Source organism: Streptomyces sp. NPDC056222 (genome assembly GCF_042264065.1).
Classification (GTDB): domain Bacteria; phylum Actinomycetota; class Actinomycetes; order Streptomycetales; family Streptomycetaceae; genus Streptomyces.
This window is the reverse complement of record NZ_JBHJTL010000098.1, coordinates 1-22,428: the sequence shown is the minus strand read 5'-3', so window position 1 is coordinate 22,428 and position 22,428 is coordinate 1. Positions and strand designations below refer to the sequence as shown.

Sequence of the window (22,428 nt, the reverse complement as noted above, 5' to 3'; positions counted from 1 at the left end):
TCGTATCCTGCTCGGACACTCGCCGCCGATCGTCAACATCAGTTGACCGCTGATCTGTAGCAAGCGCCCTGCGGGGCGAACGTGGCCGTTCGACTGGAGAAAGCACGTGGCCGGGCGCATCGAGGATTACGCACTCATCGGGGACATGCAGACCGCCGCCCTCGTCTGCCGGGACGGCAGTGTCGACTGGCTGTGCCTCCCCCGCTTCGACTCCCATGCCGTCTTCGCGGGGCTCCTCGGGACGGAGGAACACGGGTTCTGGCGGGTCGGTCCCGCCGTGCCGAACGGCGCCGCCCCGGCGCCCGCCGACCGCCGCCGCTACCGGGGCGACTCCCTCATCCTGGAATCCGAGTGGGACACCCCGCGCGGCACGGTCCGGGTGACCGATTTCATGCCCCCGCGCGACGGCGCGCCGCAGCTGATCCGGATCGTGGAGGGCGTCTCCGGCCGGGTCCAGATGCGCTCGGCGCTGCGGATGCGGTTCAGCTACGGCCGCGTGGTGCCCTGGGTCCACAAGGTCGGGGACCGCACGGTCGCCGTCGCGGGTCCCGACTCGGTGTGGCTCGACATGGACGCCGAGACGCACGGCAAGGACCTGACGACGTACTCGGACTTCACCGTCACCCCGGGCGACCGTGTCACCTTCACGATCAGCTGGCAGCCCTCGCACAAGGAGCCGCCCGCCCTGCCGGACCCGGAGGGTTCGCTGGAGGCCACCGTCGACTTCTGGCGGGAGTGGGTCGATCACTGCACGTACCACGGCCCGTACCGGGAGGCCGTCGTACGCTCCCTCATCACGCTGAAGGCGCTGACGTACGCGCCGACGGGCGGCATCGTCGCGGCGCCGACGACCTCGCTGCCAGAGGAGATCGGCGGCGTACGGAACTGGGACTACCGCTACACCTGGCTGCGCGACGCGGCGATCACCCTCTCCTCGATGCTGCGCACCGGCTACCGCGAGGAGGCCCGTGCCTGGCGGGACTGGCTGCTCCGCGCGGTCGCCGGTGACCCGGAGAACCTGCAGATCATGTACGGGATCGCCGGAGAGCGCGAGCTCGGCGAGGCCGAGCTGGACTGGCTGCCCGGGTACGAGAACTCGGGCCCGGTCCGGGTGGGCAACGGGGCCGCCAACCAGCTCCAGCTGGACGTGTACGGCGAGGTCACCGAGGCCCTGCACCTGGCGCACATGACGGGTCTGTCCCGCAACGACTACGCCTCGCTGCTCCAGCTGAAGCTCATCCGCTACCTGGAGACGCACTGGAACCAGCCCGACGAGGGCATCTGGGAGGTCCGCGGTCCGCGCCGGCACTTCGTGCACTCCAAGGTCATGGCCTGGGTGGCGGTCGACCGCACGATCAAGCTCATCGAGTCCGGGGACGCCGACGGCCCGCTGGAGCGCTGGCGCGAGCTGCGCGACGACATCCACCGGGACGTCTGCGAGAAGGGCTACGACAAGGAGCGGAACACCTTCACGCAGTCGTACGGCTCCAAGGAGCTGGACGCCTCGCTGCTGCTGATTCCGCAGATGGGCTTCCTGCCGCCGGACGACAAGCGGGTCATCGGCACGATCGAGGCGATCCAGCGGGAGCTGTCCACGGAGGACGGCTTCGTGCTGCGCTACCCGACCGCCGGTGAGGAGGCCGGTGTGGACGGCCTGGAGGGCGACGAGGGCGCCTTCCTCGCCTGCTCGTTCTGGCTCGCCGACGACCTGGCGATGATCGGGCGCGTGGACGAGGCCCGCAAGCTCTTCGAGCGGCTGCTGGCGCTCCGCAACGACCTGGGTCTCCTCGCGGAGGAGTGGGACCCGCGGCTGCAGCGGCAGGTGGGCAACTTCCCGCAGGCGTTCAGCCACGTTCCGCTGATCGACACGGCGCTGCGACTGACGGCGAGCGGCGCGTACGGCGGCTGAGGCGCGGGAAGGGGCGCCCCGGAATACGCTGAAAGGGTCCTGTCCCCCCGAGGAAAGGGGGGCTTCCCCATGGCTCCCCAGCACACCGTCCCGGACAGCGCCCTGACCGGACTCCGCGAGGATCTGGCCGGTGAGGTGTACGTCCCCGGCGATCCGGGCTACGACACGGCCCGGACCATCCACAACGGCATGATCGACCGGCGTCCGGCGGTCATCGCCCAGTGCGAGACGGCGGAGGACGTCTCCAACGCGGTCCTCTTCGGCCGGGAGACCGAGCTGCCGATCGCGGTGCGCGGCGGCGGGCACAGCGTCGCCGGGAGCTCCGTCGTCGACGACGGTCTCGTGATCGACCTGCGCCGGATGCACGCGGTCGTCGCCGACCCCGAGCACATGACGGTACGCGTCGAGGGCGGCGCGACCATGAGCCATCTGGACCACGCGTGCCAGCCCTTCCATCTCGCCACCACCGGTGGGCGGGTGTCGACGACCGGGGTCGGCGGCTTCACGCTGGGCGGCGGATCGGGGTGGCTGGAGCGGAAGTTCGGGCTGGCCTGCGACAACCTCCTCGCCGCCGAGCTGATCACCGCCGAGGGCAAGCATGTGCACACGGACGCGGGGGAGAACCCGGAGCTGTTCTGGGCGCTGCACGGCGGCGGCGGGAACTTCGGCGTGGCGACCTCGCTCACCCTGCGGCTGCACGAGCTGCCGGAGATGAGCATCGCGATGCTGTTCTTCATGCCGGAGTCGGCGCCCGAGGTGATCCGAACCTTCCGCGATCTGGCGGCATCCGCCCCGGACGAGGCGGGCGGCGGGGTCATCTACCTCCCCGCGCCCCCCGAGCCGTTCGTCCCCGAGCATCTCGTCGGCGAGCTGCTCTGCGGCACGCTGTTGACGTACACCGGTCCGGTCGCCGAGGTCCGCGAGCTCTGCGCACCGCTGTTCGCGCTGAAGCCGGTGATCGAGGTCGTCACGGACATCGGGTACGCGGATCTGCAGTGCATGCTCGACGACCCGCCGGGGCTGCGGAACTACTGGTCGGCGGAGTATCTGAGCGAGTTCCCCGACGCGGCCGTGGACCTCTTCTGCGAGCGCGCGCAGAAGATCCCCATGCCCACGGCCACCCAGCACGTGCTCTTCATGCTGGGTGGCGCGATCGCGGCCGGGCCGGCCGACTATCCGATCCCGTGGCGCACCGCGCCCTGGGTGGTCCACCCGTTCGCGACCTGGGAGGACCCGGCCCAGGACGAGCGGGCGAGGCAGTGGGTTCGGGACGTGCGGGCCGACGCGGAGCCGTGGTCGACCGGAGCCGTGTACCTCAACTTCATCGGCTCCGAGGGCGAGGAGCGGGTCGTCTCGGGCTTCGGCGCCGAGAACTACCGGCGGCTCGCCGCGGTCAAGGCCACGTACGACCCCGACAACGTCTTCCGCTTCAACCACAACATCACACCGGCCGGCTGACTCACCTCAGAGCGGCGATCACCTCCTTCGCGGCCCGCTCGCCCTCGGTGGCGCCGCCCTCCATGAAGCCCTGGAAGTCGTAGCTGCAGTGCTCGCCGCCGATGTGGACATTGCCCTGGGCGGTGCCCTCGTACCCGGCGTACCGGTGCAGATAGCCGACCGGCCAGCAGGAGTACGCGCCCAGCGCGTGCGGGTTGCGGTGCCAGGCGGATAGCTGCGCGCGGCCGGTGTACGCCTGTGAGGTACCCGGGAAGAAGTCGTCGATGCCGCTCAGGTACCGGGTCACGAGACTCCGTACGTACGGGTCGGACTCGGTGGAGAACGGCCCCGCCGGCGTCAGTGACTCGGCGAGGCTGCCGCCGCCGTACTGGATGAGGATGCCTCCCGTGCCGCCCTGGATCTTGGTGGTGTCCCAGGTCTGCTGGACCTCGGTGTCGGTGAAGCAGTCACCGGCCGAGACGCCGGGCCAGGCGCCCGTGCCACGCCACGGGCGGGTGCCGAACTGCATGTTGAGCTTGGTGCAATGGCCCATCCGGGCATCCCGCAGCAGGCTCTTCATTAGCGGGTCGAACCCGGCCCTCGTGAGGTCGAGCTGCTTGAGGATCGGCAGCGGCAGGCACAGCACGGTGTGGTCGGCGGTGACGGTGCGGGTGGCGCCTGCCTCGCTGAAGGTCAGGGTCTGCGTGCCGTCCGCGTTGGCTCGCACGGCGGTCAGGGACCAGCCCCGGCGCAGGGTGCCGGGGGCGAGGGCGCCCGCGATCGCGTTCGGGAGTCGGTCGTTGCCTCCGGTGACGTGGTAGCGCTCGTTGGACAGACCCCAGATGTTGAAGTTGCCGGGATTGGTCTGGTACCCCATCAGCAGGACGAGCGCGAGCGAGGACTGTTCGGTGGTGTCGGCGCCGTATTCGACGTTGTAGGCGACGTCGATGAAGCGGCCGAGCGGCGAGGAGTGCCCGCCGGGGACCCGGGACTCGATCCACTCGTATATCGACATGTTGTCGAGTGCGGTACCGGTCGGCGTCGTCCGGTTCCAGAAGACCTCCCCCGCCTCGGAGAGGTCGCGGCGCAGCGACTGGTAGACGGCGTTGAAGTCCTCGTCGGCCTGGTGGCGCGGATAGTACGCACCGTCGAACCAGAGGACTTCCTCGGCTCCGTTGGGTCCGCCACCGAGGAAGTCCTCCGTCGGCAGGTCGAAGCGGCGGCACAGTTCGAGGATCTTCTTGTGGCTGGTGTCGATCAGCTCGCCGCCGATCTCGGACGTCTGGCCGTATGCCCAGTGGCTCCGCTGGGTCCATATACGGCCGCCGACGCGCGAGGGGTCTGCCTCGTAGAGCGTCGGACTCAGGCCCGCGTCCTGGAGGGTGAGTGCGGCGGTGAGGCCGGAGATGCCGGCCCCGACGACCGCGACGCGGGCGGGGGTCACGGCCCGCGCCACCGCGGGCCGGGCGACGGCCGTGCCCGCGGAGACGGCGATCCCGGCCGCGGCGGCGTACTTCAGGAGGGAGCGCCGTCCGAGCCTGTCGGACTTCATCCCTCTCAGCTCGTCGACGGGCAGGCTCAGCCGTCGGGCGTCGGCGTGCTCGGCGGCGAGGCGGTTCAGGAGGTGCATCGGGTTGGTGCGTGCCATGAGGCGCTCCTGGAGAGGTGAGGGAACGGGTCAGCTCTGCGGTACGGCGGCGGGGGCTGGGGCGTGCTGCTCGTCGTCACCGCGCTCGGTCGCGTCCTCCAGGACGATCCGGCCGATGATCTCGTACCGCTCGGGCTGCCGGGCCCTGAGGTGGAGGCCGAGACCGAGGCCGCCGAAGAAGACGGCTCCGACGATCCACGGGATCGCCTTGAAGAGCAGGGAGTCGGCGGCGAGCCCCGCCGCGGTCTCCATGTTCATGATCAGCAGTACGACCACGGCGATCATCCCGATGCCGCCGAGCAGGGGCGCGGTGAACGTCTTGAACCAGTGCCGGTCCTCGGGGTGGTTCTTGCGGAAGTACCCGATGACGGCGAAGGAGCAGAGCGTCTGGACGATGAGGATCGCCATCGTGCCGAGGATCGCGAGCAGTGTGTAGAGATGGATGTACGGATCCTGACCGGCGAGCCAGAAGCCCCCGACGAGCACGACCGCGATGGCGCTCTGGACATAGGAGGCGATGTACGGAGAGCCGTGCTTGGCATGCGTACGGCCGAGGGCCGGGTGGAGGAAGCCCTCGCGGCCGATGGCGTAGAGATAGCGGGAGGCGCACTGGTGGAAGGCCATGCCGCAGGCGAAGGAGCCGGTGAGCAGCAGCCACTGGAAGGCGTCGACGGCCCAGGCGCCGATGAAGGACTGGGTGGGGGCGAAGAAGAGGTCGAGCGGCGTGGCGGAGGAGGACAGCTTCACGGAGCCGGAGAGGCCGTTGCCCGCGATCGTCATCCAGGAGACGTAGATGTAGAAGAGGCCGACCCCGACGACGGAGATGAGGGTGGCGCGGGGGATGACGCGCTTGGGGTCGCGGGACTCCTCGCCGTACATCGCGGTCGACTCGAAGCCGACCCAGGACCAGAAGGCGAAGAAGAGACCGAGCCCGGCGGACGCGCCGGTGAAGGCGTTCTTGGGGTTGATCGGCTCGACGGGGATGCCGTCGGGGCCGCCCCCGGAGATCAGCACGGCGGTGGCGACCGCGAAGAGGACGGCGATCTCCGCGATCAGCATCACGCCGAGCGCCTTGGCGGTGAGGTTGATGTCGAAGTACGCGAGGACGGCGGTGACCGCGAGCATCGCGGCCGCGTACACGATCCACGGCAGGTCCACACCGAGCTGATCGGCCACCGTCGTCTTGGTGAAGTAGGCGAACACACCGACGATCGACGCCTCGAAGACGATGTAGGCGAGGACGGCGAGCATTCCGGAGGCCATGCCGGCGATCCGTCCGAGACCGTGCGAGATGTAGCCGTAGAAGGCGCCGGCGGCGGTGATCCGCTTGGCCATGGCGACATAGCCGACCGAGAAGACGGTCAGGACGAGCGTCGCGAAGAGATAGCCGGCGGGGGCGCCGGTGCCGTTGCCGAAGCCGACGGCGATGGGGAGGTTGCCGGTCATCGCCGTGATCGGGGCGGCGGTGGCGACGGCCATGAAGACGACGCCGACGAGGCCGACCGAGTTCGCCTTGAGGCGGTGCACCTCGGGTGCGGAGCCTGGAGTGGAGCCACGAGTGGAGTTCTCTGCCATGGCGGGAGAGCATCCTCCGGGGTGACGTACGCCACAATCGACATGCGGTCGCACAATTGACCTGTTGGGGCGACGAGTTGTCGACGAGATGGACGATCTGTCTGGTCCCGTGACCGTCGGATGATGCCGCCGGAACATGTCCGGAGGTAGCGTCCGGCTCCATGGAGAATCAGGGCGGGATCACCGTGCAGCGGGCGCTGGAGCTGCCCGGGCTCCGCAGCGGGCTCCCGGAGGTCGTCGCCTGCGCGGACCGGCTGCACCGTACGGTGCGCTGGGTGCACGCGGGCGAGGTCCCGAACATCGCGTCCCTGCTCAAGGGCGGCGAGCTGCTGCTGACCACCGGTCTGGGCCTCGGCACCCGCCCGGCGGAGCAGCGGGCGTTCGTACGGCGGCTCGCCGAGCGGGGCATCGCGGCGCTGGTGGTGGAGCTCGGCCCGCGCTTCTCGCGCCTGCCGGCGACGATCGTGGAGACGGCGCGTTCCGCCGGCCTTCCGCTGGTGCAACTGCACCGTGAAGTGCCCTTCGTGGCCGTCACGGAGGAGATCCACACCGAGATCGTCAACGGCCACTACGCGCTCCTCCGCCAGGCGGAGGAGGTGCACCGGCAGTGCACCGAGGCGCTGCTCGGCGGGGGCGGGGTGCCACAGGTCCTGCGGATCCTGGCCGACTTCACCACGAACCCGGTCTTCCTCGAGACGGCGGACGGGCAACTGCTCTACGCGGCGGGCACGGAGTCCGGCCCGGCGGACCCGCTCCAGGTGTGGGACGGTCTGCGCGGCCAGCGGGCGGCGCGGGAGTCGGGTCCGCCGACGGGCGCGGTCCTGGTGGACGTGCCCGGGGGTGGACCGGGCACCGGCTCGGTCCGGGCCCGCCTGGTCCTGCTCGCGGTCTCCGGACCGCTGTCCCCCGTGCACCGGATGGCGGCGGAGCGGGCGGCGGGGATTCTGGCGGTCGTGCTGATGCAGGCCCGGCAGGAGGAGGAGCTGGCGGCCCGGGGGCGCGGCGACTTCCTGACGGACCTGGCGGAGGGGCGGATCACGGCGGAGGACGCGCCGGCGCAGGCGCGGGTGCTGGGCTTCCGCCCGGGAGACGGTCCGCTGCTGCCCGTGGTCATGCGGCTCGCCTCCGAGCTCTCCCCCTCGGGGAACTGGGCGCTGCTGGCGAGGGCGGTCCTGGAGGAGCTGTCGTCGGTGGGAGTTCCGGTGCTCCTCGGCGTACGCCCGGTGGAGGGGCGTGTGCCGCTGCTCCTGGGCCTGCGCTCGGAGTCGGAGCGTACGGCGGTGGCGGACCGGGTCGCGGCGGCGCTGCGGGCGGGCGTGGAGCGGGCCGGTCTCGAAAGGGCCGGGGCGCACGCTCCGGTGGTCGTGGTGGGCATCGCGGGCGGCTGGGCCGCGGCGTCGGCGTCCCTGCGGCACGCGGGCGAGACGGCGACGGCGGCGCAGGGCCTCTCGGACCGGCCCTGGTACGACGCCCGACGTCTGGACATCGACCTGTTGCTGTGGCGCCTGCGGGAACACCCGGACCTGGCTGCCTTCGTGGACCGTGCCATCGGGCCGCTGCGGGAGCACGACCGGACCTCGCGCCCGCCGCTGCTCCCGACCCTGGAGACCTATCTGGCCCACGCGGGCCGCAAGGCGGAGACGGCCCGCGAACTCCATCTGAACCGCCAGACCCTCTACAACCGCCTGGCCCGGATCTCCGAGCTCCTCGGCACGGACCTGGACGACCCGCAGACGGTCCTGGCCCTGTCGCTGGCGCTCCGGGCGAGGCGCCACACACCGTAGGGCGCCGCGGTCGTCGGGCCGCCGTCAGCGGCGGTCCGACAGCTCGTCGTACACGCTCAGGACGTGCGCGATCGTCTCGTCCTCCGTCGGCCATGTGCCCGCCTGCACCCGCCCCGCGGCCGCCAGGTCCATCCGCCGGTCCACATCCGACAACAGCACCCGCACCGCTTCCGCCAGCGCCGCCGCATCCCCCCACGGCACCAACTCCGCCGCGTCCCCGACCAGTTCGGGCACTCCTCCCACGGCCGTCGCGACCAGCGGCACACCGAGCCGCAGCGCCTCCTGCGCCAGCGGGGAGCGGGCCTCCCAACGCGACGGCAGGACCGCCACGTCCGCCGCGGCCAGCAGCTCCGCCACGTCGTCCCGACTGCCGATCAGCCGGACCGCCAGACCCTCTGTCTCGATCCGGCGCTGCATCGCCGCCCGTTCGCGCCCCTCCCCCGCGATGACGAGCAGCGGCTGCGGGTCCAGATCCCGCCACACACGCGCCGCGTCCAGCAGCATCCCGTACCCCCGCTCGGGCACCAGCGCGCCGACGGCCATCAGCAACGGCCGGTCCACCGCCCCCAGTTCCGCCCGCGCCTTCCCGTCGTGCAGACAGACCGGTGCACGCGACGCGGGCACCGTCACCGGCGCGAGCCGGGCGTCCCGCGCCCCGCGCCGCCGCGCGCGGTCGACGAGTTCGGAGGAGGTGCCGAGGACGACGGCGGCCGCCCGCGCGGTCCTTCGTTCAAGGAGACGCAGCAGCCCGCCCCGCGCACCGTCCACATGGCTACGGGTGTGCCAGGTCGTCACCAGCGAGGGCGTCCGCACCCCACCCGACAGGGCGAGCATCGCCCGCACCGAGGCGTGCAGCCCGTGCGCGTGCACGACGTCGGCGCCGATGCAGGCGTTGCGGAGCACCGCGACCGTCGCGGGGTCGTTGCGGCGCGGGACGGGCACGAAGTGTGCGCCGGCGCCGATGAAGTCGTAGGCGCGGTCGAGTTCGGCCGGGGCGCACACGGTCACCCGCACGCCCCTCGCCACCAGCCCCGAGGCAAGTGATCTGACGTGAGCGCTGCTGCCCGCGCTGCCGCCGCCCAGCACTTGGACCGTACGGAGCTGTGTCACGCGCCCAAGGATGCCAGCCCGTACGCACGTTCCGGCACCGAAGCCGCGTCGTTCCCGTGTCCGAGCCCTCAACTCGCCGGGCGGTATCACTCACATGGGTGAGCGCACGAGGTCACTGAGCCTCTCTCCGCACGCCGCCGCCGCTATGAGCCCCGCCGCGTGGACGGCGAGTCCGAACCGCCCGTTCCCGGCGGCGATCGCGCTGCCGACGGCCGCGCCGAGCGCGTGCGCGCCCGTGTCACCGAGCATGGTGCGCTCGCCGAGGTCGTCGGTGAGGACGGCGGCCGCGGCGCCCATCGGCGCGGCGGCGAGCGATCCGCGCAGGAGTCCGGGCACGCCGAGCCCCAGAACCGTCAACGCGGCACGCCCCGGGGCCACGTCCACGAGGTTGACGAGGTGCGCGGTGCCCGCGATCACCACACCCGCCAGGACCTTGTCGACCGGACGCTCCTTCAACAGCGACCCGGCCACGAGCCCGGCCCCGCCGATCCCGAGCAGTTTCACGGCGCCGCTGGTGACCTCACCGTGCCGCAGGGCCTCGAGGTGCGCCCGGAAGCCCCTGCGGTGGTCGCCCTTCACATCGTCGTACGCCCCGCAGGCTCCGGCGGCGAGGACGGCGAGGGCCGCCGGTCCTCCCCCGGCCGCCGACCGGGCGGACCCCCCGCTCGCCGCGTTCGCCACGGCCAGCGCGGTCCCGACGGCGGTCGCGGGACCCGCGTACAGATCGACGCTCCGGCCGGCGTGGTTCTCCCGCCGCCACCGCTCGTCGTCCCGACGCCGGAGCCCGGCATGGACGGCCCGGCTCACGCCCGCCGCCACCGCGAAGGTCCCGATCCTGCCCAGCTTCCCGATCATGGGCCCAGCCTAGGCGCGCGGTCGACGAGCCCCCGCGCCGGGGGAAACCCCACCCGGTCCGCGTCCGCCCGGTTCCTCCGGACACGGCCCCGCCGGGACGGCTCACCGCCGACGGGGGCAAGCGACCCGGACGACCCGGGCCCGGTGCTCCACGACAGCCGCGACCACGCCTCGGGCGGCAGCGGCCCCGCACGGTGCGGCGACCGCCCCCGACCCGTCAGCCGTCCGCCCGCGCCGTCGCCAGCAGTTCCTCGGCGTGCGCCCTGGCCGTCTCCGAGTCCTCCTGGCCGGCCAGCATCCGCGAGAGCTCACGGACCCGGTCCTCGCCCTCCAGGACGGTGACACCGGACCGGGTCACGGACCCGTCGTTGGTCTTCTCCACCAGCAGCTGGCGGTCGGCGAACGCCGCGACCTGCGGCAGGTGCGTGACGACCACGACCTGCGCGGACTTGGCGAGCTTGGCGAGGCGGCGGCCGATCTCCACGGCAGCCTTGCCGCCGACGCCTGCGTCGACCTCGTCGAAGAGATACGTCGGCACCGGGTCCGTACCCGCGAAGACGACCTCGACGGCCAGCATCACCCGGGACAGCTCACCACCGGACGCGCCCTTCGCGATCGGCCGCGGCGGCGCGCCCGGGTGCGGGGCGAGCAGCAGCTCGACCTCGTCGGCGCCGGACGGCCCGTAGGCCACGGTTCGCCCGCCGACCTCGACGCCCGAAGCCTCGTCGACGGACTCCGTCTGCCGGATGTCGAAGGACACGCGCGCGTGGGGCATGGCCAGCGAGGCCAGTTCGGCGGTGACGGCGTCGGCGAAGCGCGCCGCCGCCTCCGTACGGGCGTCCGTGAGCGCCTGTGCGAGCACCGACAGTTCGGTCCGCAGCCTGTCCCGCTCGGCCGTCAGCTCGCCGACCCTGTCGTCGTCGCCCTCCAGCTCGGTGAGTCGGGCCGCGCTCTCCTGCGCCCAGGCCAGCACGGCGGCGACGTCCGCGCCGTACTTGCGGGTGAGCTGGGTCAGCGCCGCGCGCCGCTCCTCGACGGCCGCGAGCCGGCGCGGGTCGGCGTCCAGGTTGTCGGCGTACCCGGCCAGCTCCCCGGCCACGTCGGCGAGCAGGATGGAGATCTCCCCCATCCGGTCCGCCAGCGCGGCGAGCGCCGGGTCGTGCGACCTTACGGCCTCCAGGGCCCGCCCCGCGCCCGCGACCAGGGTCGTCGCGTCGACGGCCTCCGGGTCCTCGGGCTGTCCGGCGAGCGCCCCGTGCGCCAGGGCTGCGGCGGACGCCAGGGCCTCCGCGTGGCCGAGCCGCTCCGCCTCCGCGGCCAGCTCGACGTCCTCCCCGGCCAGCGGCTCGACGGCCTCGATCTCGCCGAGTCCGAAGCGCAGCAGATCGGCCTCCTGGGCCCGTTCCCGCGCACGCGTGGTGATCTCGTCCAGCTCGACGACGACGGCCCTCAGCCGCCGGTACGCCTCCCCGTACGCGGCCAGCGGTACGGCGACGGCGTCGCCCGCGTACCGGTCCAGGGCGCCGCGCTGGCGGGCCGGCTTGAGCAGGCCCTGCTGGTCGGTCTGGCCGTGGACGGCGACGAGTTCGTCGGCGAGCTCGGCGAGCAGGCCGACAGGCACGGAGCGCCCGCCGAGATGGGCGCGCGAACGCCCCTCGGCCGAGACCGTCCGGCTGACGAGCAGCGCGCCGTCGTCGAGCTCGGCGCCCGCCTCCGCCGCCCGTGCGGCGGCTGCCGCGCCCTCGGGCAGCGTGATCCGCCCCTCGACGACGGCCGAGCCCGCGCCGATCCGCACCAGGGCGGGGTCGGCGCGCCCGCCGAGCAGCAGCCCCAGGCTCGTGACGACCATGGTCTTGCCCGCACCGGTCTCACCCGTCACCGCGGTGAAACCGGGCGACAGCTCGACAACAGCGTCGTCGATGACCCCGAGCGACCGTATCCGCATCTCCTCCAACACGGGGAAGACCTTACGAGGTCGAGGCCCGGCTGTGCGACGGCCCCTGCCCGAACGGTACGAACACGCAGGTCGGGGATGCGGTTGTCACCCGTGGGGGTGGGGAGTCGGGGCCGCTCCGGCGCCTCAGTGCGGGGCGCCGCGCCACCCCGACACCGGCAGGGCGAACTTCGCCACGAGACGGTCCGTGAACGAGGCGTGGTGCAGCCGGGCCAGCCGTACGGGAACCTCCCCGCGCCGCACCTCCACTCGTGCTCCCGAAGGGAGTTCGACTGTCCGCCGGCCGTCGCACCACAGCACGCCGTGCGGGGTGTGCGGCTCGACCTCCACCGTGAGCACCGACTCCGGCGTCGTCACCAGCGGCTTCGCGAACAGCGCGTGCGCCCCGATCGGGACCATCAGCAGCGCCTCGACCTCCGGCCAGATCACCGGTCCACCGGCCGAGAAGGCGTAGGCCGTGGAGCCCGTCGGGGTCGCGCAGATCACGCCGTCGCAGCCGAATCCGGTGACCGGCCGGCCGTCGATCGCTATCACGACCTCCAGCATCCGTTCCGGGGAGACCTTCTGCACGGCGGCCTCGTTCAGCGCCCAGTCCCGGTGCAGTACGTCGCCGTTCTCGTACACGACGACGTCGAGGGTCATCCGCTCCTCGACCTCGTACGCGCGCGTGACGACCCGGTCGACGACCTTGTCGAGGTCGTCGCGCTCGGCCTCCGCGAGGAAGCCCACCCGGCCCAGGTTGACGCCGAGCATCGGCACACCGGACGCCCGGGAGAGCTCCGAGCCGCGCAGCAGCGTCCCGTCACCGCCGAGGACGACGAGCAGCTCACAGCCCTCGAGGGCGTCGGTACAGGCCTCCGGCACCATCTCCACGGAAGGCGGCAGCGGCAGGTCGGCCGCCTCCGCCTCCAGGACACGGACGCCGATCCCGCTGCGCAGCAGCCCGAGGACGACGAGTTCGGCGCTGCGCACGGCGGCCGGCCGGCCGGTGTGCGCGAGCAGGAAAACGGTGCGCTGTGCTGCTGTCGTTGAGCTCAACGAGGTCCCTCCGCCACGGCGCGGTCGACATCCGCCGGATCCAGCGCGGGCGCCCCTGCCCGCAGCCACAGAAAGTACTCGACATTGCCGGAGGGCCCCGGCAGCGGGCTCGCCGTCACACCCAGCACCCCGAGCCCGAGCTCGGCGGCCTGGCGCGCCACGTTCCGTACGGTGTCCGCCCGGAGCTCGGGGCTACGGACGACTCCGCCGGTGCCGAGGCGTTCCTTGCCCACCTCGAACTGCGGCTTGACCATGAGCACGAGGTCCGCGTCGGGGGCGGTGCAGCGCGCGAGGGCGGGCAGCACGAGGCCGAGCGGGATGAAGGAGAGGTCGCCGACGACGAGGTCGACCGGCTTTCCGTCGATGGCCTCGAGGGTCAGCTCACGGACGTTCGTACGGTCCTTCACGGTGACCCGGTCGTCGCTCTGCAGGGACCAGGCGAGCTGGCCGTAGCCGACGTCGACGGCGACGACATGCGCGGCGCCGGCGCGGAGCAGGACGTCGGTGAAGCCGCCGGTCGACGCGCCCGCGTCCAGCGCCCGCCGGCCCTCGACCTTCAGCCCCTGCGGTACGAACGCGGCGAAGGCACCGGCGAGCTTGTGGCCGCCGCGCGAGACGTAGTCGGGGTCGGCGTCGTCCTGGGCCACGACGATGGCCGCGGCCGTCTCGACCTGGGTGGCCGGCTTGGTCGCGACCGTCTTGCCGACGCTCACCCTTCCGGCGGCGATCAGCTGGCTGGCGTGCTCGCGCGAGCGGGCGAGCTTGCGGCGTACAAGCTCGGCGTCCAGACGGCGGCGTGCCACTCCTGCCACGTTCGGTTCAGCTCCTGTTGGTTGTACGACGGGTTCTTACGACGGGGTTCTACGACTGGTTGTACGGAGAGCTCGGCGGGACCGTTCACGGTCCGGGGGCCGGTCCGGGGCGGACGGCGTCGAGCGACGACAGCTCGGAGCGCAGCCCACGGTGTACATCCTCGTACACCTCCAGGTGTCCGTCCGCCGGAAGGTGGTCCGCGTCGGCAAGGCGCTCCAGGAGGGCGTCCACGGCGGGACGCCCGGTCGGGGCCCGCTCCACGCCGAGGGGCGCGGGCGCGGCGGCCTCGTACGCCGCCTCCGCGTCTCCGGCCGGCGTACCCTCCGCGTCCGGCCCGGGACGCACATCCGTCTCGGCGGCCGGCGTCCCGTCCGACTCCGCGGTCGGCGTCCCATCCGTCACGTCGCTCATGCCCCGACGCTATCGCGAAGCCCTGGGGTACGGTCGATCACGATGGCCACGATCACGGAGTGCCGTAGCGCACTCGACAAACTTTCGGACAATCTCTCGCGCGCGGACGGCGAGGTGCGCAGCGCCGCCGCGCTCGACCGCACCCTGAGCTGCCACATCACGGACCTGGACACCACGTTCACCGGCCGTCTCGCGGACGGCCGGATCGAGGTCCGGGACACGGTGGCGGGACCACCGCCCGTCAAGGCGGAGATCCGGCTGGCGATGACCGGCGACGACCTGGTGGCGATGGTGAACGGCGAGCTGAACTTCGCGAAGGCCTGGGCCTCCGGCCGGGTCAGGCTGGAGGCCGGCTTCCGCGATCTGCTCCGGCTGCGCTCACTTCTCTAGCGCGGGCTCCTGCTTCCTGGCCCGGGCCTTCCGCCCGGCGGGCACGACCAGCGGCGTGCCCGTCTCGGGGTCGTCGATGACCTGGCAGCGCAGCCCGAAGACCCGCTCCACCAGCTCGGCCGTCACGACCTCGGCCGGCGGACCCTCCGCGACGACTTCGCCGCCTCGGACGGCGATGAGGTGGGTGGCGTACCGGGCGGCGTGGTTGAGGTCGTGCAGGACGGCGACCAGGGTGCGGCCCTGGTTCTCGTGCAGCTCGGCGCAGAGGTCGAGGACGTCGATCTGGTGCTGGATGTCGAGGAAGGTCGTGGGCTCGTCGAGCAGCAGCAGCGGGGTCTGCTGGGCGAGCGCCATCGCGATCCAGACCCGCTGGCGCTGGCCGCCGGACAGCTCGTCGACGTACCGCTCCGCCAGCTCGGCGACGCCGGTCGCGGCCATCGATTCCTGGACGATCCGCTCGTCCTCCGGGGACCACTGGCGCAGCAGCCCCTGGTGCGGGTAGCGGCCGCGGGCCACCAGGTCGGCGACCGTGATGCCGTCGGGGGCGATGGAGGACTGGGGCAGCAGGCCGAGGGTCTTGGCAACCTTCTTCGCCGGCATGGTGTGGATGGTCTGCCCGTCGAGGAGCACCCGCCCCTGGGAGGGCTTGAGCATCCGGGACAGGGCTCGCAGCAGGGTCGACTTGCCGCAGGCGTTGGGTCCGACGATGACCGTGAAGGAGTTGTCGGGGATCGCCACGGACAGGTCGCGGGCGATGATCCGCTGGTCGTAGGCGAGGGTGACCGACTCCGCGCTGAGCCGCTGGGTCCGACCGTCCATGGAGGTGCTCCTGAGTTCCTTCGCGTTCTTCGCGTTCATATCCGTCCCGCCTTGCGTTCGGTGACGAGCAGCCACAGCAGATAGCAGCCGCCGAGCACACCGGTGATGACGCCGACGGGCAGTTGCCGGTCGCCGAAGGCGTTGGTCGCGGTCCAGTCGGCGATCAGCAGCAGCGCCGAACCCATGAGGGCGGAGGCGGCGAGGTTGGGGCCGGGCGAGCGGGTCAGCCTGCGGGCCAGTTGGGGCGCGCTCAGCGAGACGAAGACGATGGGCCCGGCGGCGGCGGTCGCGACGGCGACGAGCAGCACGGCGGAGCCCATCAGCACGATGCGGGTCCGCTCGACCCTCACCCCGAGGGCGTACGCGGCGTCGTCGCCCATCTCCAGCATCCGCAGCGCCCGCCCGTGCCCCAGGACCAGCGGGACGAGGACGCAGCTGACGGCGAAAAGCGGCCAGAACTGCGCCCAGTCGCGCCCGTCGAGCGAGCCGGTCATCCAGACCGTGGCGCGGGTGGCGTCGACCAGGTTGGCCTTGGTGATGAGGTAGTGGATGACGGCGGTGAGCATGGCGGCCGCGCCGATGCCGACGAGGACGAGCCGGTAGCCGTGGATCCCGCGCTTCCAGGCGAGCAGGTAGATCGCGGCGCCGGTGATCAGGGCGCCGACCACGGCCCCGCCGGCGGCGGCCATGGCGCTGCCCTGGAAGAGCACGATGACGGTGAGCGCGCCGACGGTCGCGCCCTGACCGAAGCCGATGACGTCGGGGCTGCCGAGCGGGTTGCGGGAGATGGACTGGAAGACGGCTCCGCCGATGCCGAGCGCGGCGCCGACGAAGACGGCCACGAGGACGCGCGGCAGCCGCAGGTCCATGACCGCGAACTCCTGGACGGCGGTGCCGTTGCCGAGGAGGGTCGCGACGACGTCGCCGGGGGCGATCGGGAAGTCGCCGCTGCCGATGAGCACGACGGCGGCGGCGAGCGTGAGGGCGAGCAGCCCGACCATGGAGAGCGCGGCGCGGGGTGCGTAACGCAGGGAGAGCCCGCCGCCGGTCCGTAGCGTCTTGGTGGTCACAGCTGGGCCATCCTCTTGCGGCGGACGAGGCGGATGAAGACGGGTCCGCCGACCAGCGCGGTGACGATGCCGACCTGGAGCTCCGCGGGGCGGGCGACGAGCCGTCCGATCACATCGGAGCCGAGGAGGAGCACGGGCGAGAGGACGGCTGCGTAGGGGAGGATCCAGCGCATGTCGGGGCCGGTGATGGCCCGTACGAGATACGGGACCATCAGCCCGAGGAACACGATCGGTCCACACGCGGCGGTCGCGGCGCCGCACATCAGCGTGACGGCCGCCATGGCGATCACTCGGGTGCGGTTGAGGTTGGCGCCGAGCGCGCGGGCGGTGTCGTCGCCCATCTCCATGGCGTTGAGGGGCCGCGAGATGAGCAGGGCGAGCACCACGCCGACGAGGATGAACGGCGCCACCCGGCGCACGGTCTCCATGTCCGCGGGGGCGAGCGAACCGACGGTCCAGAAGCGGAGCCGGTCCAGGGCGGCCGAGTTCAGCAACTGGACGGCGTTGACGTAGCCGTAGAGCGCGGCGGTGGCGGCGGTTCCGGCGAGCGCGAGGTGTACCGGGGTGGAGCTGCGGCTGCCGCCGAGGACGTACACGACGACGGAGACGACGGCGGCGCCGGCGAACGCGAACCAGATGTAGTCGCTGACGTCCGTGACCCCGAGGAACGCGATCGCGGAGACGACGGCCGCGGCGGCGCCGGCGTTGACACCGAGCAGACCGGGCTCGGCGAGCGGATTACGGGTGAGGCCCTGCATCACGGCCCCGGAGAGGCCGAGGGCGACGCCGACGAGCAGCCCGAGGAGCGTGCGGGGGACGCGGACGTCATGGATGATGACGTCGTTTCCGACACCGGTGTTCTGGAACAGCCCGTGCCACACGTCGCCGAGCGGCACCGGTTTGGCGCCGATCATGACGCTCAGGACACAGACCAGCAGCAGGACTCCGACGGCCACGACCAACCCGACGGCGCGCACGGAGTGCCGGCGCGTCGGCGTCTGGTCAGGGCCGGTCGGATCCGCGCTCGCTCGGGAGGGACTCTCGACCAACACGGCAGTTAGGTTAGCCTACCCTGCCATCGGTGTTCGATCCCCGTCCGCAGGTCAGGGCCCCGACGAGAGGCCCTTCCCCGTCACAGCCCCAACCGCTCCAGCGCCTTGCCCGCGTCCAAGCCGCTCGCCCCGGCCCCGGCCTCCGTCCACGCCGCCGCGCACAGCGCCCGCACCCCGTCCAGGACCGGCCCCTCGCCGTCCAGGACGAGCTCGCCGCCGCGCGCCTCGGCCGACCAGCCACCGCAGACATGGCCGCCGTGCACCCCGACCACATGCGGCTGCCCGGTCAGCAACCCCCGCAGATCCGCGTCCACATACGTCGGCCGGTGCTCCGGCACCGCCGCGAGCAGCTGTGGCACGTCCGTCACACCGGTGAGCACCAGCAGCGAGTCGACACCCCCGTTGAACGCGCCCTCGATGTCCGTGTCCAAACGGTCCCCGACCACCAGCGGCCGCTCCGCACCCGTCCGCAGCACCGTCTCGCGGTGCATCGGCGGCAGCGGCTTCCCCGCCACCTTCGGCTCCACCAGTCCGCCCGTGGCGATCCGTACGACCTCCACCGCCGCCCCGTTCCCCGGCCCGATCCCCCGCGCCCCCGGAATCGTCAGGTCCGTGTTCGAGGCGTACCACGGCACCCCGCGCGCCACGGCGTAGCTCGCCTCCGCGAACCGCGCCCACGGCAACTCCGGCCCGCCGTACCCCTGGACGACCGCCGCCAGACCGTCCTCGTCGGCCGACTCCACCGGCACCAGGCCCCGCTCCCGCAGCGCCACCCGGAGCCCCTCCCCACCGATCACCAACACCCGTGACCCGGCGGGCACTTCGTCGGCGATCAGCCGCGCCACCGCCTGCGCCGACGTGATGACGTCCCCCGCCTCCGCCGGCACCCCCAATTCGGTCAGATGCGCGGCCACCGCGTCCGGCGTCCGCAGCGCGTTGTTGGTGACGTACGCGAGATGCATCCCGCCGGCCCGCGCCGTGCCCAGCGCCTCCACCGCGTACGGGATCGCCTCCCCGCCCGCGTACACCACACCGTCCAGATCGAGCAGCGCCGTGTCGTACGCCTCGCTCAGCGCCCGCTCGCTCCCACCCGGCCGATACCTGCCCTGCCGACCCCGGACGCCGTCACCCATGGCCTCGTACCCCTCACATCAAAACGAAACGATCACGTCACTCCCCGTCTCCCCCGATCATCGCTCATCGCCACCCCCACTTACGATTGCGTAATGAACACCTCAGGTCCCGCGGCCGACGACGTCCGCGCCGACGGTCTGCACATGGTCCCGTTCCGAGGACTGCGCTACGTCCCCGAACGGGTCGGCAGCCTGGCCGCCGTGACCTCCCCGCCGTACGACGTGGTCGTACGGCCCGACGGACTGCACCACCTCGAGTCCGCCGACCCGCACAACATCGTCCGGCTGATCCTGCCGCAGGCGATCACCGCCGGCACCCGCCACCGCAAGGCCGCCGTCACCCTCGACCGCTGGCTCGCCGACGGCGTCCTCGCCCCCGACCCCGAGCCCGCCCTGTACGTGTACGAGCAGAGCGGCGACGGCATCCTGCAGCGCGGCATCATCGGCGCCCTGGAACTCTCCACCCCCGCCGAGGGCATCGTGCTCCCGCACGAGGACGTCATGCCGCACGTGGTCGAGGACCGCGCCGCGCTGATGCGGACCACGGCCGCCAATCTGGAGCCGCTCCTCCTCACCTACCGCGGCGAGGACGACGGAGCCGCCGAGGTCATCGAGCGCACCGTGCGGCGCGAGCCCCTGCTCGCCACGACCACCGAGGACGGCTTCAGCCATCGCCTCTGGGCGGTCACGGATCCCGCCGAGCTCGCGACGGTCTCCGCCGCCCTCGCGGAGCACCAGGCGCTGATCGCCGACGGCCACCACCGCTGGGCGACATACCTGCGGCTGCGCGAGGAACACACGCAGCCCAGCCCGTGGAACTACGGCCTCGTCCTCCTCATCGACACGGCCCGCTACCCCCTCCGCGTCCGCGCCATCCACCGCCTCCTCAACCGCCTCCCCGTCGCGGACGCCCTCGCCGCTCTCGGCGACGGCTTCCGCGTCCGCCGCATCGAAGGCCCCCTGTCGACGGCCATGGAGACCCTGGAGTCCGCCACGGCCGACGGCAACGCCTTCCTCCTGGCCGGCGACGGCGCGTTCCATCTCCTCGACCGCCCCGACCCGGCACTGCTCGCCCGTACGATCCGCGCGGACCGCCCCGAGGCATGGCGCACCCTGGACGCCACGGTCCTGCACTCCACGCTCCTCGACCATGTGTGGCACATCCCGGACACCCCCGAGGAGATCAGCTACATCCACGACACCGAGGCCGCCGTCGCCCAGGCCGAACGCCGCGGCGGTACGGCGGTACTCATGCATCCGGTACGGGAGGACGTCGTGCGGGACCTGGCCAGGCAGGGCGTCACCATGCCCCGCAAGTCGACGTCCTTCGGCCCGAAGCCGGCGACGGGCCTGGTCCTCAGAAGCCTCGCGCTGGACTGAGCGCACGAAAAAAGGGCGGCACCCCGGAGGGGTGCCGCCCTTTTCACACACTCACACGACGTCAGGCCTTGAGGTCCGTGTCGTCGTCCTCACCGTCTTCGTCGTCTTCGACGTCCTCGTCGTCCTCGTCGTCGAGGTCGTCGGCCGCGTCCGCCTCGTCGGTGGCGTCGGTCTCCGCGACGCCCTCGGACTCGTCCAGCTCGTCGATGGCGTCCACGAACTCGACGCCGTCGAGCTCCGCGAGCCGGTCGGAGGCGTCCGTGGCCCCGTCCTTGTCCGACTCCACCGTCTTGGCGAACCACTCACGGGCCTCGTCCTCTCGCCCGGCCGCGAGCAGCGCGTCGGCGTAGGCGTACCGCAGGCGAGCGGTCCACGGGTGGACGGCGGTGGAGGCGAGTTCGGGGCTCTGCAGGGTCACGATGGCGGCGTCGAGCTGCCCCATGTCCCGGCGGGCGCCGGCGGCGACGAGCCGCATCTCGACCTGCCCGGCCTTGTCCAGCTTCTGCACCTCGGGCTCACCGGCCATGGCGAGGGCCCGCTCCGGGCGGCCCATGCCACGCTCGCAGTCGGCCATCACGGGCCACAGCTCGACACCACCGGTCATCCGACGCGCGGCCCGGAACTCGGCCAGCGCCTCGGAGTACTTCTGCGTCGCGTACGCGGCGAAGCCGGCCGCCTCACGCACGGCGGCGACACGGGACGCGAGCCGCAGGGCGATACGGGAATACGCGTACGCCTGCTCCGGGTCCTCGTCGATCAGGTTGGCGACCATGACGAGGTTGCGCGCCACGTCCTCGGCGAGCCCCTTGGGAAGGCTCATGAGCTCCTGACGCACGTCCTGGTCGATCTCCTCGCCCGTGACGTCGTCCGGGATCGGCAGACGCTTGATGGGCGCGCGGTCCGGCCGGTCACGGTCGCGGTCGTCCCGACGGCCGTAGCCACCCCGGTCGTCACGACCGCGGTACCCGCCCCGGCTGTCGTCACGCCGGTCGTCACGGCGGAAGCCACCACCGCGGCTGTCGTCACGACGGGGCCCACGGGGACGGTCGTCACGGCGGTCGTCGCGGGGACGGTCATCACGACGGAACGAGGGACGGTCGCCGCCGCGGTCGTCACGGGGACGCTCGTCGCGACGGAACGAGGGACGCTCGTCACGACGGTCGTCACGGCGGAACGACGGACGGTCGCCGCCGCGGTCGTCACGGGGACGGTCGTCACGGCGGAAGCCACCGCCACGGTTGTCGTCCCGACGGTCGTCACGCGGACGGTCATCACGACGGAACGAGGGACGGTCGTCACGGCGGTCGTCACGGGGACGGTCGCCGCCACGGAACGAGGGACGGTCGCCGCCACGGTCGTCACGGCGGAAACCACCACCGCTGCCGCCACCACGGTTGTCGTCACGACGGTCATCGCGACGGAAGCCACCGCCACCGCCACGGTTGTCGTCACGGCGGAAGCCACCACCACGGGTGTCGTCGCGGCGGAAACCGCCACCGCCGCCACCGCGGTTGTCATCGCGACGGAACGAGGGACGGTCGCCGCCACGGTCGTCACGGCGGAAACCACCACCGCTGCCGCCACCACGGTTGTCATCGCGACGGTCATCGCGACGGAAGCCACCGCCACGGTTGTCGTCACGACGGTCGTCACGGCGGAAGCCGCCACCGCGGTTGTCGTCACGGCGGTCGTCACGGCGGAAACCGCCACCGCGGTTGTCGTCACGGCGGTCGTCACGCGGACGGTCGTCGCGGCGGAAACCGCCACCACTGCCGGCACCACGGTTGTCGTCACGACGGTCGTCCCGACGGAACCCGCCACCACGGTTGTCGCCACCACGGTTGTCGTCACGGCGCGGCCCACGGAAGCCGCCCCGCTCGCCACCGTCCCTACGACGCGGCTCGCGCTCCGGACGATCGTCGGGAGAGTTGGTGGACATCGGCGTGACTCCTGTCTTCGGGTACTGCAGTCATTCTCGCGCAGTCGGCATCCCGACGCGCTTCGAAAAGTTCATGGAAAAACAAAAGGACCCTTGGTCCCAGCATGAACG

At 72.3% G+C, this 22,428-nt stretch carries 18 protein-coding genes and 1 pseudogene; 5 read left to right on the top strand and 14 right to left on the bottom strand.

What is annotated here, in order from left to right:
* Positions 1-106: 106 nt before the first annotated feature.
* Both ACFC0D_RS31875 and ACFC0D_RS31870 read left to right on the top strand, forming a co-directional pair.
* A complete protein-coding gene (locus ACFC0D_RS31875; RefSeq protein WP_376443480.1) occupies positions 107-1,909 on the top strand; it encodes a glycoside hydrolase family 15 protein in 1,803 nt (600 codons plus the stop codon).
* A gap of 69 nt (positions 1,910-1,978) precedes the next feature.
* Positions 1,979-3,367, top strand: a complete 1,389-nt coding sequence (locus tag ACFC0D_RS31870; protein ID WP_376443477.1) for an FAD-binding oxidoreductase — start codon at positions 1,979-1,981, stop codon at positions 3,365-3,367.
* Position 3,368: 1 nt separating this feature from the next.
* Here ACFC0D_RS31870 and ACFC0D_RS31865 read toward each other — a convergent pair whose 3' ends face one another.
* Complete coding sequence (locus tag ACFC0D_RS31865; protein WP_376443475.1) at positions 3,369-4,994, bottom strand: flavin monoamine oxidase family protein; 1,626 nt, start codon at positions 4,992-4,994, stop codon at positions 3,369-3,371.
* 30 nt (positions 4,995-5,024) lie between these two features.
* Positions 5,025-6,569, bottom strand: coding sequence for an APC family permease (locus ACFC0D_RS31860; RefSeq protein WP_376443472.1), 1,545 nt, complete (start codon positions 6,567-6,569; stop codon positions 5,025-5,027).
* 161 nt (positions 6,570-6,730) lie between these two features.
* Between ACFC0D_RS31860 and ACFC0D_RS31855 the strand changes: the two genes are divergently transcribed.
* Complete coding sequence (locus ACFC0D_RS31855; RefSeq protein ID WP_376443469.1) at positions 6,731-8,353, top strand: PucR family transcriptional regulator; 1,623 nt, start codon at positions 6,731-6,733, stop codon at positions 8,351-8,353.
* Between the two features lie 24 nt (positions 8,354-8,377).
* Here ACFC0D_RS31855 and ACFC0D_RS31850 read toward each other — a convergent pair whose 3' ends face one another.
* The 6 genes from ACFC0D_RS31850 to ACFC0D_RS31825 all read right to left on the bottom strand — a co-directional run bounded on the left by ACFC0D_RS31850 (position 8,378) and on the right by ACFC0D_RS31825 (position 14,525).
* Positions 8,378-9,463 (bottom strand): glycosyltransferase family 4 protein, encoded by a 1,086-nt coding sequence (locus ACFC0D_RS31850; RefSeq protein ID WP_376443466.1) that lies wholly within the window; start codon positions 9,461-9,463, stop codon positions 8,378-8,380.
* Positions 9,464-9,553: 90 nt separating this feature from the next.
* The gene (locus ACFC0D_RS31845) at positions 9,554-10,318 is read right to left on the bottom strand and encodes a hypothetical protein (RefSeq protein WP_376443463.1); all 765 of its coding nucleotides are present in this window, start codon (positions 10,316-10,318) and stop codon (positions 9,554-9,556) included.
* Positions 10,319-10,535: 217 nt separating this feature from the next.
* Positions 10,536-12,263: a DNA repair protein RecN gene (gene recN, locus ACFC0D_RS31840; protein WP_376443501.1), complete on the bottom strand. Its 1,728-nt coding sequence runs from the start codon at positions 12,261-12,263 to the stop codon at positions 10,536-10,538.
* A gap of 135 nt (positions 12,264-12,398) precedes the next feature.
* Complete coding sequence (locus ACFC0D_RS31835) at positions 12,399-13,310, bottom strand: NAD kinase (protein ID WP_376443461.1); 912 nt, start codon at positions 13,308-13,310, stop codon at positions 12,399-12,401.
* Complete coding sequence (locus tag ACFC0D_RS31830; RefSeq protein WP_376443458.1) at positions 13,307-14,122, bottom strand: TlyA family RNA methyltransferase; 816 nt, start codon at positions 14,120-14,122, stop codon at positions 13,307-13,309. The genes ACFC0D_RS31835 and ACFC0D_RS31830 overlap by 4 nt, the downstream gene beginning before the upstream one ends.
* Before the next feature lie 85 nt (positions 14,123-14,207).
* Positions 14,208-14,525, bottom strand: coding sequence for a hypothetical protein (locus tag ACFC0D_RS31825; protein ID WP_376443498.1), 318 nt, complete (start codon positions 14,523-14,525; stop codon positions 14,208-14,210).
* A 51-nt stretch (positions 14,526-14,576) separates the two neighbouring features.
* Here ACFC0D_RS31825 and ACFC0D_RS31820 point away from each other — a divergent pair, with 51 nt between their 5' ends.
* On the top strand, positions 14,577-14,924 hold the full coding sequence (locus ACFC0D_RS31820) for an SCP2 sterol-binding domain-containing protein (protein WP_376443455.1): 348 nt from the start codon (positions 14,577-14,579) through the stop codon (positions 14,922-14,924).
* On the opposite strand, the gene ACFC0D_RS31815 is transcribed toward ACFC0D_RS31820, so the two are convergent.
* From ACFC0D_RS31815 to ACFC0D_RS31800, 4 genes are all read right to left on the bottom strand, one after another.
* On the bottom strand, positions 14,913-15,743 hold the full coding sequence (locus tag ACFC0D_RS31815) for an ABC transporter ATP-binding protein (protein ID WP_376443495.1): 831 nt from the start codon (positions 15,741-15,743) through the stop codon (positions 14,913-14,915). The two genes, ACFC0D_RS31820 and ACFC0D_RS31815, sit on opposite strands and share 12 nt — an antisense overlap.
* Positions 15,744-15,778: 35 nt before the next feature.
* Positions 15,779-16,813, bottom strand: coding sequence for a FecCD family ABC transporter permease (locus tag ACFC0D_RS31810; protein WP_376443452.1), 1,035 nt, complete (start codon positions 16,811-16,813; stop codon positions 15,779-15,781).
* Positions 16,810-17,865, bottom strand: coding sequence for an iron chelate uptake ABC transporter family permease subunit (locus ACFC0D_RS31805; RefSeq protein ID WP_376443449.1), 1,056 nt, complete (start codon positions 17,863-17,865; stop codon positions 16,810-16,812). Before ACFC0D_RS31805 ends, ACFC0D_RS31810 begins: the two co-directional genes overlap by 4 nt.
* An 80-nt stretch (positions 17,866-17,945) precedes the next feature.
* Complete coding sequence (locus tag ACFC0D_RS31800) at positions 17,946-18,998, bottom strand: HAD hydrolase-like protein (RefSeq protein WP_376443446.1); 1,053 nt, start codon at positions 18,996-18,998, stop codon at positions 17,946-17,948.
* Between the two features lie 93 nt (positions 18,999-19,091).
* Here ACFC0D_RS31800 and ACFC0D_RS31795 point away from each other — a divergent pair, with 93 nt between their 5' ends.
* Entirely contained in the window at positions 19,092-20,378 is a 1,287-nt protein-coding gene (locus ACFC0D_RS31795) for a DUF1015 domain-containing protein (RefSeq protein WP_376443443.1), read from the top strand.
* A 61-nt stretch (positions 20,379-20,439) separates the two neighbouring features.
* Here the strand turns inward: ACFC0D_RS31795 and ACFC0D_RS31790 are convergent, their stop codons facing one another.
* Positions 20,440-21,258: a tetratricopeptide repeat protein gene (locus tag ACFC0D_RS31790; protein ID WP_376443492.1), complete on the bottom strand. Its 819-nt coding sequence runs from the start codon at positions 21,256-21,258 to the stop codon at positions 20,440-20,442.
* Between the two features lie 219 nt (positions 21,259-21,477).
* A pseudogene (locus ACFC0D_RS31785) lies at positions 21,478-22,299 on the bottom strand (tetratricopeptide repeat protein); the annotation flags it as partial.
* Positions 22,300-22,428: the final 129 nt, after the last annotated feature.